Source organism: Dokdonia sp. PRO95 (assembly GCF_000355805.1).
Lineage (GTDB): Bacteria > Bacteroidota > Bacteroidia > Flavobacteriales > Flavobacteriaceae > Dokdonia.
The window spans coordinates 636920-651473 of the sequence record NZ_CM001837.1 but is presented as its reverse complement, the minus strand read 5'-3'; the positions used below and the strand labels follow the sequence as shown (position 1 = coordinate 651473).

Genomic DNA, 14554 nt, shown 5'->3' with positions numbered 1-14554 from the left:
TACTATTTTAAGAGAACTTTATGCGTTTAGGTCGCAGAAGAGAGTTCAACTATGAATTGAATGACCTCATGATAACTAAGGGAAGGTTCTTAGATTTTGAATCTCCTGGAGGTTAAGATATTTTCTTAAGGTAATATTTATGCAAATCTTCTGCACTTGCACCAAACCATTTACGCACATAAATACTCCAAAAGTGAAATTGTAATTTCCATACGCCGTTTTCATCATAGCGTCTTGCAGAGGTGGTAAGCCACTCTTGAATTACCACAAACTTACGCCTAGCATATAACTTATTGATAAGGTCATTATCTTCATAAATAATATAACACTCGTCAAAAGTGCCTAGCTCCTTAAATAAATGTGCTGTGATAAACTGACTTTGATCTCCTCCTCTACAGGCTCTCCACTTAAATTGTGTAAGCCATCCAGCGAGTCTTAACCACCAGTGATTAGAGTCAAATTTCATTTTAAAACATCCGGCAGGATTGCCAGCAACCACTTGTTCCACGATATGCTTATCATAATCTTGAGGAGGATAAGAATCTGCATGTAAAAAGTAGAGAATTGAGCCTGTTGCGATGGCGGCTCCTGTGTTCATTTGTTTGGCTCTACCCTTTGCAGATTTTATAACTGAGACTTCAGGATTGTGCTCGCTATAGCTGCTTGCCAGATTGTAAGTATCATCCTTGCTTCCTCCATCTACTACAATAATTTGCTTGACATCATCAATAGAAAAAGCCTTCTCTTTCAAGTGTGCTAGTAATTTAATAATCGTTTCAGATTCATTAAGTACCGGTATGACAATCGAAATAGAAGGCTTCATTAAATAATTTATGGTCATCAAATCTACGCAAAAAGAGTAGAGATGGTTTTCAATTATTGTTTATTTAATCCCCAGTTATATTCTTTAAAGGTGACAGGCGCATCTCCTTTAACTTCTACTATGCTGTATTTATTTATGTAAGGGATTAAACTTTCATTAGATCCTCTATAAAAGTCCTTTGTGTAAAATTTAAAAATAGAAGATAGCTCTGCTTTATTTGCTGTGATAGTATTCTTGTCACTATTTATAAATTCCTTCGTGGCTCTCTCTAATTGCTCATTGATTTTTCCTGCAGTGTATGCTTCTCTCAATAGCGGTGGGCATGAAATAGAAGCACAGTTTATAGCAAAGTGTATTCTAGGTTCGTTCATCTTGCGTAGTACGCCATTCTCTATTCCTCCTAGAGAAAGTTTGCGGTTTTGCACAGTTACAATTCCCTTAGTCCATACACCGTCTATTTCTTTTATGCTCGTAACATTTGGATTTTTAAGGATTTGATCTACGGTATACGCATTGTAAATATTGATGTAATAAGCCAGCAATTCTTGAACGCTCCAGTCATTATTAGGATCTAGGCTAGCAAGTTTATCTAAGTAAGCATTAAGAGCTTCTTGATCTTTGGCAAATCCTTTATAATCTACCATTCCTTTTGAGTCTACATGCTTTTTAAGAAGCCTGTCCCAGGCAGAGTGATCTACATTTACAGTAGAGTTTGCAGTAGTTGAGGTTAGTGTTCCTTCTACTTGTTTAGTAGGCTGTCCTTGACTTGTAATTCCACCTGCAGCTAGCGTAGCACAACTTTGCAACGTAATTACAAAGGCACTTATGGTAAGTAATCGTAAGAAGTTTTTCATAATATATCTTATTGAGAGTACAATATCGCTTTCGCGAAAGCAAAACCAATACCCATTAACGTGTAGTTAAGTGAGTTTTGTGAAAACATTACTACTTATTTAATGTCCAGTCATAATCACGATAACGCACTCTCGCATTCTCTGAAATTGAGGTCGTGGAGTAGCGGTTCAAGAAATCTATGAGAGAGCCGTCTGTTTTAAAATCTTTTGCAAACCAAGTGAAAATCTTTGAAACTTCGACGCGATCACTTGTGATAGTATTGCGGGTAGGATCATTGATAAATTTGCGCGAAAGCATATCTAGTTGTGCATCTACCTTACTAGGTGTAAATGCCTCATTAAGCAGTGGCGGACAAGAGAAAGAAGCACAATTTATCCCAAAGTGTATGCGAGCATCGCCCATCTTACGTAGAATCTTATGCTCAATCTCATTGAGATTATACCACTTGTCTCCTAATTTCCAAAACCGTTGATCCCACGGATCTTTAATATCTTTTATACTCTCAAGTGGATAGTTGCGTAGTATAAGATCTATCGTCATTGCATTATATGCATTCATCCAGTACGATAGTTTCTCTTCTTGTGACCAGCCCTCTGTAGGCAGTGATTGCCCTAAGGAAGCGATATATGAACGCAAACTACTCCAGTTTGATTTGATACCACTGTAGTTTACATTACCTTCTTTAGAAACGTATTTCTTTAAAAGTGTATCAAAAGCGTCATGATTAAAACTTGTAGCTTCTTGGACTGTTTCCACTTCAACAAACTCTTCAGGTTCACTATTTGAGACGGCAACTTCAAGGACTTCCTCTAGTTCGGAAATTGTAGTTTCAACTTCTTCTGATTCGGTAATTACCGTTTGCGGGATTTCAACGCGGGACTCGGTAATAACCATTGGAGTCTTTGGTTCGGGAGTAGTTGTGATATTTTTAGAACTGCTACAGCTAGTGAGAAGTGCAATTGTAAGTATGAAGTAAGTTAATTTTTGCATCAGATTTTTTATAAGATTATTTCGCTTTCGCGACAGCGTATGCAATAACCTACTTTTCTTTTTCAGAAAGAGGATAGGTGATTTGACCTACAAAGTCCGTTGGAAATGTTTCATCTCCATCAAACCCTAATTCTATATCACGACCATCATGCGGAACATGACTTGTTCCAAAAAGGTAATCCCATACACTCAACGTTAGTCCGAAGTTTACGCCATACTTTACACGCTCAGGTAATTCTTTTGCGTGATGCCAGATGTGCATCTTAGGGTTATTGAGAATATACTTAAGCGGGCCATAATCCCAGCCTATGTTTGCATGGTTGAGGTGACCTACAGTAAGTGCGGTAAAATGTATGATAGCCACATATGCAAGGTCAAAACCTCCTATAATCGCAATAGGAATGTATAAAAAGGATTTATACATAATGGGCTCTACCCAGTGATAGCGCATCTGTGCTGCAAAAGCCATCTCCTTCGTGGAGTGATGTACTTTGTGAAAATTCCATAAAAATGGAACTCTGTGTAGTATTCTGTGCGTGTTCCACTGTACAAAGTCAGATATGATAAAAAAGATAAGCAACCCTACGCCAAAGGGTAATGTGTCTACATCAAAAAGTTGGAAATCACTTAATTCTAATCCTACCACGCCTAGAATATCATCAAAAAACAGTGCTGCGGTATTTGTGAGTGCGATAAATACAATGAGATTGAGGAAGAAGAAATTAAAGAACATATAAAATAAGTCCATCCAGAAGTCTTCACGAAAAATCTTCTGATTCTTACGCCACGGAAATGCAATTTCTAACCCCCATACTACAAGAGATACAATGATTAATCCCCAGAAATAATTATCCCAGTTATTCTCAAAGAAAATCTCGCGCTTAAAATAACTCCAATAGTCGGAGTAAGATTGTAAGAAAGTATCTACGTATTTGCGCATATTATAAAGTGATAATAACAAATTTACAAAAATGAAAAGGCACAACCTTAGTTGTGCCTTTTGTATTATCCTTACAAGGTTTCAATAGATTTGAATCCTTACAAGTGTGCTAATTTTATAGTTATTCGCTTAGCAACATCCACCACCATCATAGTGATACGTAGACTCGCTTATAAAGATGTCATCACGTCCTAAAGCAGCAAGTGCTCCTGCTGTTTTATCACAAATAGCCAGCGGCTGATTTTTAAGAAGGATGTGTCCTAGCTTATCATCAAAAAAGTCTTCTTCTCCATAATAAATGGCAGCTTTACCTGTAAAAATACAAGGTCCGTCTGCTGGCATAGGATCTTTGATTGCTGCTACTTCAATAGACTCAATGTAAATGAGCTCATCTGTAGGATACGCCCCAGGATTAAGTATTCTATATGGCTTACGAGCTCTTATCTCAATAGTTCCAAAACCGGCATCTGTAAGTGCTTTTACATACTCGGCTATGGGTAAACTCCCAGAAAGACAAAGCGCACGTAAACGATCATCATTACGTAATTCTTCATTCATTTCCTGCTCACAAGTAGGGTCGCTCATTACAAGTTTACCGTGAGGTTTAAGCACGCGATACATCTCTGCAATGGCGCGTTTTAAATCTTCGGCTTTAAAGATGTTGAAGAGGCAGTTTTGTGCTGCTACGTCTATTGAGTTATCTGCCACATTGAGGTTAAGGGCATCTCCTTTTTGAAGATCTACAAATTCGCTCTTAAACCAAGGGTTTAACTTCTCTGCTTCTATAAAGTTTTTGCGAGACGCTTCTAGCATTTCATCCACTACATCTACACCTACTACGCCACCTTTATTACGATTAAAGTATGCAAACTGTAATAGCTCCATACCACCACCTACACCTACATATAGCATCTTAGGCTCATTAGTAAGATCACGAGCATTTACAGTGCTTCCGCAACCGTAATTCATCTCTTGCATAATCTTTGGGATCTTTAATCCAGGTAACTCCCAGATAGGATTTGTAGTACAGCACAGTCCTACATCTGGTGTAAGTGCTGCTTCTTTATAAAGATCATTTGTAGCATTAAGGTAACTCATAACTCGTTGTTTGAATAGATAGTAGTTCGTTTGTAATAATGATATCTTTTGGTTTAGATTCCGCTTTCGCGAAAGCGTACTTTACAAAGATTTAATCAATCCCGTAAAGAGTGTGATCATCTCTGGCTCTGCCTTACCAGCCATTGCGATTATTTCTGGAATATCTACTGGCTTGAGGTTGTCTGGGTCACACTCATCTGTAAGAACCGATACTGCCACCACTGGAAGTTTTAAGTGATTTGCTACGATAATTTCTGGTACGGTACTCATCCCTACAGCATCTGCTCCTATAATTCTTAAGTAGCGATACTCTGCGCGAGTTTCCAGCTGTGGACCTACTACAGATGCATATACTCCTTCGTGTAAGTTTATGCCATTATCTTTTGCAATAGTGCGTAGCGTATTGTTCATAGCAGCATCATAAGGTGCGCTCATATCTACAAAGCGCTCTCCCATTTTTTCTACTCCTTTAAAAGCTAGCGGTGATCCTCCTTGTAGATTAATGTGATCATCTATGAGCATTAATTCTCCTTTTTTGAAATCAAGGTTAATCGCTCCAGAAGCATTAGATACTAATAGGTGCTTGATGCCTAAAGCGTGCATCACACGTACTGGGTAAGTTACATCTGTAAGTGAGTAGCCTTCATACACGTGAAAACGACCTTGCATAATGATAACCTTTTTACCTTCAAGCGTACCGTAAATTAATTTACCTGTATGGAACTCTACAGTTGCCGTTGGAAAATTAGGAATATGATTATAGCTTGCGGTGTGTTCTATCTCAACACGATCAATAAGTTGCCCAAGACCAGTACCTAAAATGATACCTACTTCAGGGTTTTCAAAGCCTTTGCTTTTTAAGTAATCTGCTGTTTCTATGATATATTTTTCCATAATATGTTTTTTTAAACGTATTAAATTTTCTTGTTATTGTAAATACTGAGCAAACTCAGCATACGGTTTTAAGTCCTCTGCAAAGTCAATGTCGTTAAGGGTTTCAAGTTGATGAACTTTTGCTGTTGCTAGATCATTTATAGTACTGGCAAATACCGTATCGCCACCCCATTCTTTATTGTAAAATACGTCTTTTACAAGCTTGTTCATTCCCAATAAATAATAACCACCATCTTGGGCTGGGCCTATTACTGCATCATTAGAGTGTAGGGCGTCAAAAGCCTCATTTATGTGAGAAGCACGCAAGTCATAAAGGTCACTGCCTACAATGAGTACATTGTCATACCCATCTGCAAAGGCTTTTTCAAATGCACTATGCATACGTATACCTAGATCTTCACCCTCTTGCCGGAATTTTTCAAAAATAGCATTATCCCACATATCATTATCGCGCACCTTTACAGAGTAGCCCACACGTTTAGTACAATTTAAAGTGCTTACTACGTCTTTGGTGTGTGATAAGAGCTTCTTGTAAATCTCAAGAGCGTTTTCTTGACCTACACCTTTGGCTAGTCTGCTTTTTACTTTGCCTAGTTCTGGATTTCTGGTGAATATGAGTACTATGTTTTTTTTCATTATTGCTTTCTATAATTATATACGAGGTACAAAAACATAAGCGCCATCGTGATGAGCTGCTGGTATATACTCGCATTAATAGACCAACTTAGGTTTTCAAAATTTAGCTTGCTTACGGTTAGTACGAGTAATAGGATAAGGAGTATGATAAATATGAGTATGATTTTCTTTCTAGTCATTACTCATCATCTTTTTTTGTCCACTGGTCACTTTTTTTAATAGCTATAAACATCCCAATATTTGCAATAATAATGAGACTACTAGAGAGATAGTCTTTCCAGGTGGATGTCTCGTTAGTAAGATGATATGCCAGTAAAGCAAATCCTCCTATGGTGAGTCCTATAAAAATGAGTGGTATATATTTATTCATCTAGTAAACTTTATGTCCTGTTTTTAAATACTTCCCCCAAACTTTGGAAAATACGTGAACAGAGTCGGTTGGTTGTTTGTTCTTGTTTTGAATTTCGTAGCCTTCATCTTTCCACGCAAATATGCTCCCGTATAGATTTTTGACGTTTGTAAATCCTTTCTTCTTCAGTCGCTCGCCAAAATCTTCAGAGCGTATCCCTACAGAGCAATAAACGACGATGGGTTGATCTTTTTTTGCTTTCGCGAAAGCGTACATACTATCATTCACCTTCTCAGAAACCCACACTGCTCCTGGGATATGGCTTACCTCAAATTCTTCCTTTTTACGAGTGTCTAAAATTAAATAGTCACTCATTTCCATCTTGAGTTCTTGCACAGAAATATAAGGAACAGAGCGCGTGTTGTACTGTTTTAAGAGCACATCCATATCCGACTGTCCAAATGAAACTGCCGAAACCAATAGAAGTAATTTGTAAGCGATATTCTTAGTGTTCACGTCTTATAGTTTTATGCCAAATCCTTGTAAGCCACTCTCTACAGGTGGCAGTATTTCTGTGTTGTCCCAGATGCCAGTTACGATGGTACGCGCATACTCTTCTGGCAGTAAGCCGTTTTGCATTAACTGGCTCGTGAGCTTGTAATTATATGCAAATGTATGATGTTCATAGCTAAGATTGTCAGAAGTATCATCTAGAATGGCATACCAGACTTCGGTAGAGCCATCATTTGCTGGCATCCCAATCACGCCAGGGTTGAGCCAGAGTTTATCTTCTTGCTCCGTATGAAAAGGCAAGCCGCAATGTCCTGCAACAATCACATCACTTTGGGTTGTATCAAAATTTGAACCTTTTATTTCCCAAGGCGTAGATTTAAATATAAATTCAGAAATATGATTATATGAGCCGTGTACAACCGTCACCTTTTTACCAGCGTAGGTAAATGTAATATGGTCTGCAAGCGCCTCTAATGTCTCTAGCGAATTCTTAGAGAGTTTGCTTTGTGCATATGGATACCACAGCTGGCTAAAACCATCACAACGCGATCCCTCTCTAAAATCGCAACCGCAATCTTCTGCGCCCTCACTCAGCTGTTTTTCTACATTACCAGCAATACCGTGTGTTCCCCATATTTTATAGAGTTGTACGGTTTCTTCAGGCTGCGCACAATAACCCACGATATCTCCTGTGCAGATGCAATTTTCTGGAGCAATCCCTTGTTGCTCTGCAATAGATTTTAGTTTCTCTAGCGCTTGTAGATTGCTATACACACCGCCATAAAGCAATACTTTGCCAGTGAGATTGCCTATGTTTTTTATCTTTTTATCCACGTTTAAAGCTTTTGTATTCTTGGTAATTACAATTAGAACTATCAAATTTTTTATCCTCGTAAGCTTTTACATAAAGGTTTGGAAGTAATTTCTTTCTCTCTCTTGCCAATTTTCTTTTCGCTCTGCGCATACTTGTATAGTCATATGTCCATTCGTTCAACAGAATTATATTGTAGAAATCACAGCTATCTATTATCTTAATATTTTCTTCTTGAGCCATTACTGATTGAAACTTTATAGAGCTAATGTAGTTAGTCTTTTCAAAGCTGAAATTCCCATTGAAGTCTGTGGTGTCTAGAATGGTAGAATCGTTCGATGTGATTAGCACTCCAGGGTAAGGGTCTAATCCTTGAAATAATATCTTACCCTTAATTGTCCGATCTTGACAATAACCAAAACTTATACTAAAGAGTATTAATGTTGCTAAGAGAATTATCTTTTTATCCATCGTGGTATGAGGTATAATATGGTACAAGCTGTGATGCCCCAGACGTTTGTCCAGAGTAACGCAGCATAAGATCCTGTTGTAAATTGTAATGATAGTGGTAAGGCATCAAAAACTAATATGAAGCCAAAAATGATACCAGTTACTACACTCAAGTAATAACTGATTTTTGGGGCTGGCTTTCGCCAAAATAAAAATACTGGCGTTAGTCCAATTACCATTGTTCCAGATATGGTCGTGGCGCTTAAAATCTCTGCATTGAGAAATACGGGAGTGGTTCCCAATATGGCAATTACAGCCATAGATAATCTCCCAAACGAAAGATTTTTACCTAAATTTAAATCGACTGAAAGTAGCTTTGAAAATGACGAGAATGTACTATCTAGCGTAGATGCCGCCGAGGTAATCATAATAAAGTTTATGACTAACAATATGACTACGCCAAAAGCTTTACCCACTTCTACCGCGGCTTGGCCTGCCATTCCTTGTGACTGGGCGTACACACCTATTACACTAAATAATATAATACAAGCAGCTCCCAATACCGAGGCGATTAGAAAGCTACGTAAAGTCACCTTTGGCGAACTTAAAAAAGCTCTATCTGTTAATACAGGATCGTGAAAGGGATATGAGAATGACTGTAACAAGGCTGCAAAAAGCAAATTAAGACCAAGATCAAAACTCCACGTTCCAGAAGTCGCAACCTCCTTCACACTAAAATCATCTACCGAAAATATACTCCATAAAATCACACATAGCAGTATGGAGAATAATCCCATCTGTATCACATCTGTAAATATAGAACTGCTCAATCCGCCCTTGAGCGCATAAGCCAGAGTGAGTATCGTAAAGACCAGAATCGCCCAATAGTAAGGAGTACTTCCCATTTCTCCAAAGTAAGACCCTATCACCATCGTGTTACTCCAGACCTCATTAAAAAGTCTAATAGCAATGAGCACAGAAAATAAGCGCATCGCTCCTTTTCCAAATCGAGAAGTCAGAAACTGATGTATACTTGTAAATCCACCTTGCAAACGCATCTGGTAGATAATCACACCAGCCACACCAAAGGAGAGGTAATAACCCGCATAAGCCACACCACCCACAATCCCAAAACTCAGGCCTAAGTTGGCAGCATTAGTTATACTCTTTGCAAAAATCCACGAGATAATGAGACTACCCGTAAGCATCCACACATTAGGAGACTTCTTACGATGCGTAGCTTTAAAAAACTCATCAGGACTTTTGGCAAGCGGGGACAGCACAAACATCAACACACTCGATGCTATAATTAATCCCCATTGCCAGATTTCTACATTCATATAGTAATTACTTAACTAGTTGTAATCGCTTTTGCTTTGCAAAAGCTTGGTTCTTGTGTTCCCCTCTTTGAAGAGGGGCTAGGGGAGATGTCCGCAGTACCCGCCCACAATTCCTTAATCTACATCCCACCACACGCGCACATTAAGGCTATTGCCATCTGTGGCATCAAATGCTGTCTGGTAATTATCTGCATTGAGCGCTTCTTCTTCAGATGGGTAAGGCATACGTACGGGAATTAAACCGTCATTAAGACTTGCTTGCACATCCATAAACTCAGGAAAACCGGTACGTCTATATTCTATCCAACCTTCATAGCCGTTTATGATGTTTGCAATCCATTTTTGAGTAAGTATTTGTTCTAGTGGCGAACTATCTGCGTTATTAAAAGCAGCATTTCCTGTTAGATAATCTGCTGGTAATGGTGTTTGCCAGTATTCAAAAGCGAGAGTAACGCCATTCTCATAAAGTGCCTGCGCATCTGCGGTAATAAGGCCGCGCTGGGCAGCTTCTGCTAGTGCTAGAGAAGTCTCCCAAGCCGTCATAAAGTTGGCATCTAGTACAGAGGTGTCTTCTCTAAAAGCAGTACCTCCTAGTGATAAATTGCCTAGTACAGGAGCACCAGCAGATGCATCAATCCCATTAACTAATCCATTAAAAATACCTGTGCTTGATGCTGTTCTAAAAAAAGTATTAAGTCGCGTGTCTTCAAAATCTACAAGAATAGTTTCCATCGTTTCAGAAAGCACAAAGTTGTTAAAATCTCCCGCGCGTAATTGCGCCAGACGAAAACTATTAGGAACTGTATTACTAAAGTTAAAAATTGCATTTTGATCATTACTTGTAATGTAGTTGCCTTCATCAAAGAGATCTTGGAGTTCATTACTTACATCTACGCGGTCTGAAATACGCAGTAGTTGTTTAATTTTTAAACTATTTGCAAATCGTATCCAGCCTTGTAAATCACCACCGTAAAGGATGTCTCCTTCTAAAATGTTATCATTCTCGTAGGCCTCAATAATAGCAATCGCAGTATTTAGGTTGTCTAAAATTCCACCATCTGCCATATAGATGTCTTCTTGATTATCGTAAGTGGGTGTTACTGTGCCTTGTGCACCATTAAACGCTTCGGAGTAAGGAACATCCCCAAAAAGGTCTGTAAGCCCAGCCGTCATGTATGCTTTTAAAATTAATGCAGGACCTTCATAAACGTCAAATAGTGTAGACTCTCTAGATTGATTTATAATAATCTCATTGTCTCTCAAATTAGTGTAAAATATAGGCCAAGGATTCCCTCCTAGTTGAGGTGACTTAAGAGCATGGCGATCAAAGAGATTAAAGCCTAGCGCAGTTCTGTGCTGTGATAATAAATCACCAGCCACAAAGCCTTCATAACTCATTTGTTCTCCATAATCATAAATAACCTGCCTTAACAATAGGCTAGGTTGTACGGTCACAGGGTCGTTAGGATTTGTATTTATTTCTTCAAAATCTTCGGTGCAACTACTCATGCCAAGTAATAGCAGGAGGGAAGTGATGTATAAAAAATGTTTCATTTGTAATGTTTTATGTTACGCTTTCGCGAAAGCGTTAAAAATTAAATCCAGCTTTAAATCCGAAGCTTCTTGTTGTGGCATAGCTCAAATCTTCTACACCGCTTACAAACCCTTGTCCCTGCACTGCAAGTTGCTCAGGATCAAAATGTGGATTTTCTGTGATGGCAAAAAGATTGCGACCTATCACTGAAAGATCGACATCGATACCTTCTTTAAGTCCGATGAAGCCCTCTTTTAATTTGAATGAATATCCTACAGAAAACTGTCTAAGCTTAAGAAAGGAAGCATCATAAATATTATTTTCTTCATGATTGCGATTATAGAACTGGCGGTAATAATTTTCGGCAGTGACTGCTGTTGTATTAGGCGTAAAATTAGGATTTGCAGCAGTGCCTGTATTAACAACCCCTTGAGCTATAATGCCATCTTCTGGACGAAAAGAAGTTTCGGCTAGCTGCCCTCCTACATTACCTAGTGCGCGCGTGCGAGAAACAATCTCTCCTCCTTGACGCCAGTCTAATAAGAAGGAAGCGTTCCATTGTTTAAAACGAAATTCATTATTCCAACCTAAGTTGAAATCTGGAGTATAGTTTCCTAGTTTTTTTAAATTATTATCTTCTATAAAACCACCTTCATCGTCTATAATAAATTCTCCGTTATCGTTACGTAAATAGCCAGTGCCATAAATATCTCCTACCTCGCCACCTTCTTCTACCTGAAAAAAGACAGTTTGATTTGCACTATCATAAATACGACTAAAGCCTAAAGTAAGACGACCTCCAGATTGAGGTATACTCTCTACCACAGACTTATTTGTGCTAAAGTTGAGTGTGGTATTCCATTTAAAATTTTCATTTACAATAGGAGTAATGCTAGCAATAACTTCTATCCCTGTAGTTCTTACTGCTCCACCATTTACTACTTGCTGGTTAAAACCAGAGGAAATAGCGATAGGGAGAGATACAATCTGATCTTCTGTTAGTGTATTATAGTAAGTAAAATCAATATTTAAACGATTTCTAAAAAAGCGAGCGTCCGTACCTACTTCATAAGAGGTAGTAAACTCTGGCTTTAAATTAGGATTGGGTATAAAATTTTGCGCACTAGAAGTAGGCTGTCCTTCAAAAGGAGTTTGTGAGATAAAAGCGCCAGAGGTTTGGAAAGGATTAGTGTCATTACCTACTTGTGCAACACTTGCTCTTAGTTGTAAATAACTCACTACTTCTGGAAGATCCCATATATTAGAACCTATAAAACTTAGACTTGCAGATGGATAGAAAAATGAAGTATTATCTGCACTAAAAGGGGTTGCCAGTGCACTTGACCAGTCATTACGACCTGTAATGTCTAGATATAAAAAGTTCTTATAACCTAGCTTTGCAACACCATAAAATGAATTGATACGCTTTTCCGACTCAAACCCAAATGCTTCTATAGGAGAAGCGGCATTATTAAGACTAAAAATCCCAGGTTGTGCTAGGTTTATCGTTTGAATTTGTTTAGTAGAAGCCATTTGAGATAAACGATTGCCACCAAGACTTATATCTACTGAGAAGTCTCCAAATGTGTTGTCGTAGTTAAGTAAGAAATCTGTGTTTATCTCTCTATAGAGAACATCATGCTCTGCATAAGCTCCATTTGAAAAGCGGTTAGAGCTAAAGTTTCTTAAAAACTGTCGTTTCTCACTGCTGTAGTCCATCCCTGTACGTATGGTAAGGTCTAGATTTTTTGCAAGGCTCTGCGTGAGTGCTATGTTTCCAAAAACACGATCACGGTTAAAAGAGTTTCTGTTTTCTTGTAAAATAAAAAACGGATTATCAAAGAAGGTGTAATTAAAAGAATACTGCTGCACGCCTTCTAAACCTGGCTGCCAGTAATCACGTAGGCTGTCTATATTAAGAGAACGAGGTCCCCAGGCTACGAGTGAGTAATTTACATTCTCACTTCCGTATCCGTTTGATGGGCGGTTATCACTACCAGAGTTTACATAGCTAATGCTCGCCTTGATTTTAGTTTTGTCTGTTGGCTTAAAGTTGAGTTTAGTCGCGATGGTTTGTCTATCTAAGTTCACACCAGGGATGATAGACTCACTACGTAGGTCTGTAAACGATATACGGAAATCTCCTTTGTCAAATCCGCTAGAGACAGATACGTTATTTATGGTGGTGACTCCAGTGTCATAAAAGTCTTTTAGGTTGTCTGGGTTTGATCTAAATTCAGTAGGAGTGATGGCAAGTCCATTGTATAGCGCGGTATCTCCCCCACGCACAACAGTTCCATCTGCGAGTGTCACCGGACTATCAAATTGTGGTATTAAATTGCCAATATCTAGGCGTGGCCCCCATGAATAGGTTATATCATCAGAAATACCACTACCTAGACCATCTACATATTCAAAAACGCCACCTTGTCCTTGTCCGTACTCGTTTTGAAAATCTGGAAGTTGGAAAGCACTGTCAAAAAAGATAGAAGAGTTAATGCTTATACCAAGTCCTTTTTTCTTGCTACCATCTTTAGTTTCTATAACAATGACTCCATTTGACGCACGCGTACCGTATAGTGCTGCTGCACTTGGGCCTTTAAGTACAGAAACAGAAGCAATGTCATCTGGATTTACTTCCATCGCGCCGTTTCCAAAATCTACCTCTTGAAAACCTGCGGCTGCTTCATTTGTGAAGTTAAAAACAGTGTTGTTGTTAATAGGTACACCGTCTACTACAAACAACGGATTGTTATTAGAAAACGAAGCTTCTCCACGTATACTTATACGTGATGAAGATCCTACACCCGTGGCTCCTTGAGTGATAGTAACACCAGCAAGCTTACCAGAAAGGTTGTCTAGAAAGTTTACAGACTTTACCTCGTCTATATCTTTTGCATTTATGGTTTGTATTGTATATCCTAGTTCTCTTGTGTTGCGTTTTACGCCTAGAGCGGTAACTACCACTTCGTCAAGTCCTTCTTGAGAAATGCTAAGAGCAACGTCTATTTGCGTTCTGCCAGCTACAGTAATTAATTGTGAGCTATAACCGAGCGAAGAGAATTTTAAAACGGATGCATCCGTAGGTATGGTAATGGTGTAAACACCATTTTCGTCTGTAATGGTTCCTTGATTTGTGCCTTCTACAAGGACATTTACAAAAGGTATTGTAGTGTTATCTTCTGCGCTTGTGACGGTTCCGGTAACGGTAGTTTGAGCATACAAACTTGCTGTAAAAAGCAAGAGCATACTAAGATAAAATGATTTCATCTGAGTGTATTAGTTGGTAAATAAGAAAATCTAAGAATAACTGTAAGCTGT

General features: G+C 38.6%; 15 protein-coding genes. All 15 read right to left on the bottom strand.

Going from position 1 to position 14554, the window contains the following annotated elements:
- Positions 1–112 precede the first annotated feature (112 nt).
- The gene (locus D017_RS02750) at positions 113–823 is read right to left on the bottom strand and encodes a TIGR04283 family arsenosugar biosynthesis glycosyltransferase (RefSeq protein WP_035337880.1); all 711 of its coding nucleotides are present in this window, start codon (positions 821–823) and stop codon (positions 113–115) included.
- Between the two features lie 53 nt (positions 824–876).
- The gene (locus tag D017_RS02745; protein WP_035334540.1) at positions 877–1677 is read right to left on the bottom strand and encodes a DUF547 domain-containing protein; all 801 of its coding nucleotides are present in this window, start codon (positions 1675–1677) and stop codon (positions 877–879) included.
- A 91-nt stretch (positions 1678–1768) separates the two neighbouring features.
- The gene (locus D017_RS02740; protein WP_035334539.1) at positions 1769–2668 is read right to left on the bottom strand and encodes a DUF547 domain-containing protein; all 900 of its coding nucleotides are present in this window, start codon (positions 2666–2668) and stop codon (positions 1769–1771) included.
- A gap of 49 nt (positions 2669–2717) precedes the next feature.
- On the bottom strand, positions 2718–3608 hold the full coding sequence (locus D017_RS02735) for a sterol desaturase family protein (RefSeq protein ID WP_035334538.1): 891 nt from the start codon (positions 3606–3608) through the stop codon (positions 2718–2720).
- A 129-nt stretch (positions 3609–3737) separates the two neighbouring features.
- Positions 3738–4706, bottom strand: a complete 969-nt coding sequence (arsM, locus tag D017_RS02730; RefSeq protein ID WP_035334537.1) for an arsenosugar biosynthesis arsenite methyltransferase ArsM — start codon at positions 4704–4706, stop codon at positions 3738–3740.
- A gap of 81 nt (positions 4707–4787) precedes the next feature.
- On the bottom strand, positions 4788–5600 hold the full coding sequence (locus D017_RS02725) for a purine-nucleoside phosphorylase (RefSeq protein ID WP_035334536.1): 813 nt from the start codon (positions 5598–5600) through the stop codon (positions 4788–4790).
- 33 nt (positions 5601–5633) lie between these two features.
- A complete protein-coding gene (locus D017_RS02720) occupies positions 5634–6236 on the bottom strand; it encodes a TIGR04282 family arsenosugar biosynthesis glycosyltransferase (protein ID WP_035334535.1) in 603 nt (200 codons plus the stop codon).
- Positions 6236–6415 (bottom strand): hypothetical protein, encoded by a 180-nt coding sequence (locus D017_RS02715; RefSeq protein WP_035325526.1) that lies wholly within the window; start codon positions 6413–6415, stop codon positions 6236–6238. The genes D017_RS02720 and D017_RS02715 overlap by 1 nt, the downstream gene beginning before the upstream one ends.
- Complete coding sequence (locus D017_RS02710; protein ID WP_021778162.1) at positions 6415–6606, bottom strand: hypothetical protein; 192 nt, start codon at positions 6604–6606, stop codon at positions 6415–6417. Before D017_RS02710 ends, D017_RS02715 begins: the two co-directional genes overlap by 1 nt.
- Positions 6607–7101: a rhodanese-like domain-containing protein gene (locus D017_RS02705; protein ID WP_035334534.1), complete on the bottom strand. Its 495-nt coding sequence runs from the start codon at positions 7099–7101 to the stop codon at positions 6607–6609. It abuts the gene before it with no gap.
- A gap of 3 nt (positions 7102–7104) precedes the next feature.
- Positions 7105–7932: a metallophosphoesterase family protein gene (locus D017_RS02700; RefSeq protein WP_035334533.1), complete on the bottom strand. Its 828-nt coding sequence runs from the start codon at positions 7930–7932 to the stop codon at positions 7105–7107.
- A complete protein-coding gene (locus D017_RS15245; protein WP_152023850.1) occupies positions 7925–8380 on the bottom strand; it encodes a hypothetical protein in 456 nt (151 codons plus the stop codon). The genes D017_RS02700 and D017_RS15245 overlap by 8 nt, the downstream gene beginning before the upstream one ends.
- Positions 8365–9699, bottom strand: a complete 1335-nt coding sequence (locus D017_RS02690; RefSeq protein WP_035334531.1) for a sodium:solute symporter — start codon at positions 9697–9699, stop codon at positions 8365–8367. The genes D017_RS15245 and D017_RS02690 overlap by 16 nt, the downstream gene beginning before the upstream one ends.
- 114 nt (positions 9700–9813) lie before the next feature.
- Entirely contained in the window at positions 9814–11253 is a 1440-nt protein-coding gene (locus D017_RS02685) for a SusD/RagB family nutrient-binding outer membrane lipoprotein (RefSeq protein WP_035334530.1), read from the bottom strand.
- A gap of 34 nt (positions 11254–11287) precedes the next feature.
- Positions 11288–14503: a SusC/RagA family TonB-linked outer membrane protein gene (locus D017_RS02680; RefSeq protein WP_035334529.1), complete on the bottom strand. Its 3216-nt coding sequence runs from the start codon at positions 14501–14503 to the stop codon at positions 11288–11290.
- Between the last annotated feature and the right edge of the window lie 51 nt (positions 14504–14554).

What these genes read in the sequence shown, in the direction of transcription:
- D017_RS02740 (WP_035334539.1), bottom strand. Translation starts at nt 2,668, where the DNA reads ATGCAAAAATTAACTTACTTCATACTTACAATTGCACTTCTCACTAGC.
- D017_RS02745 (WP_035334540.1), bottom strand. Translation starts at nt 1,677, where the DNA reads ATGAAAAACTTCTTACGATTACTTACCATAAGTGCCTTTGTAATTACG.
- D017_RS02725 (WP_035334536.1), bottom strand. Translation starts at nt 5,600, where the DNA reads ATGGAAAAATATATCATAGAAACAGCAGATTACTTAAAAAGCAAAGGC.
- D017_RS02715 (WP_035325526.1), bottom strand. Translation starts at nt 6,415, where the DNA reads ATGACTAGAAAGAAAATCATACTCATATTTATCATACTCCTTATCCTA.
- D017_RS02735 (WP_035334538.1), bottom strand. Translation starts at nt 3,608, where the DNA reads ATGCGCAAATACGTAGATACTTTCTTACAATCTTACTCCGACTATTGG.
- D017_RS02750 (WP_035337880.1), bottom strand. Translation starts at nt 823, where the DNA reads ATGAAGCCTTCTATTTCGATTGTCATACCGGTACTTAATGAATCTGAA.
- D017_RS02710 (WP_021778162.1), bottom strand. Translation starts at nt 6,606, where the DNA reads ATGAATAAATATATACCACTCATTTTTATAGGACTCACCATAGGAGGA.
- D017_RS02720 (WP_035334535.1), bottom strand. Translation starts at nt 6,236, where the DNA reads ATGAAAAAAAACATAGTACTCATATTCACCAGAAATCCAGAACTAGGC.
- arsM (WP_035334537.1), bottom strand. Translation starts at nt 4,706, where the DNA reads ATGAGTTACCTTAATGCTACAAATGATCTTTATAAAGAAGCAGCACTT.
- D017_RS15245 (WP_152023850.1), bottom strand. Translation starts at nt 8,380, where the DNA reads ATGGATAAAAAGATAATTCTCTTAGCAACATTAATACTCTTTAGTATA.
- D017_RS02690 (WP_035334531.1), bottom strand. Translation starts at nt 9,699, where the DNA reads ATGAATGTAGAAATCTGGCAATGGGGATTAATTATAGCATCGAGTGTG.
- D017_RS02680 (WP_035334529.1), bottom strand. Translation starts at nt 14,503, where the DNA reads ATGAAATCATTTTATCTTAGTATGCTCTTGCTTTTTACAGCAAGTTTG.
- D017_RS02685 (WP_035334530.1), bottom strand. Translation starts at nt 11,253, where the DNA reads ATGAAACATTTTTTATACATCACTTCCCTCCTGCTATTACTTGGCATG.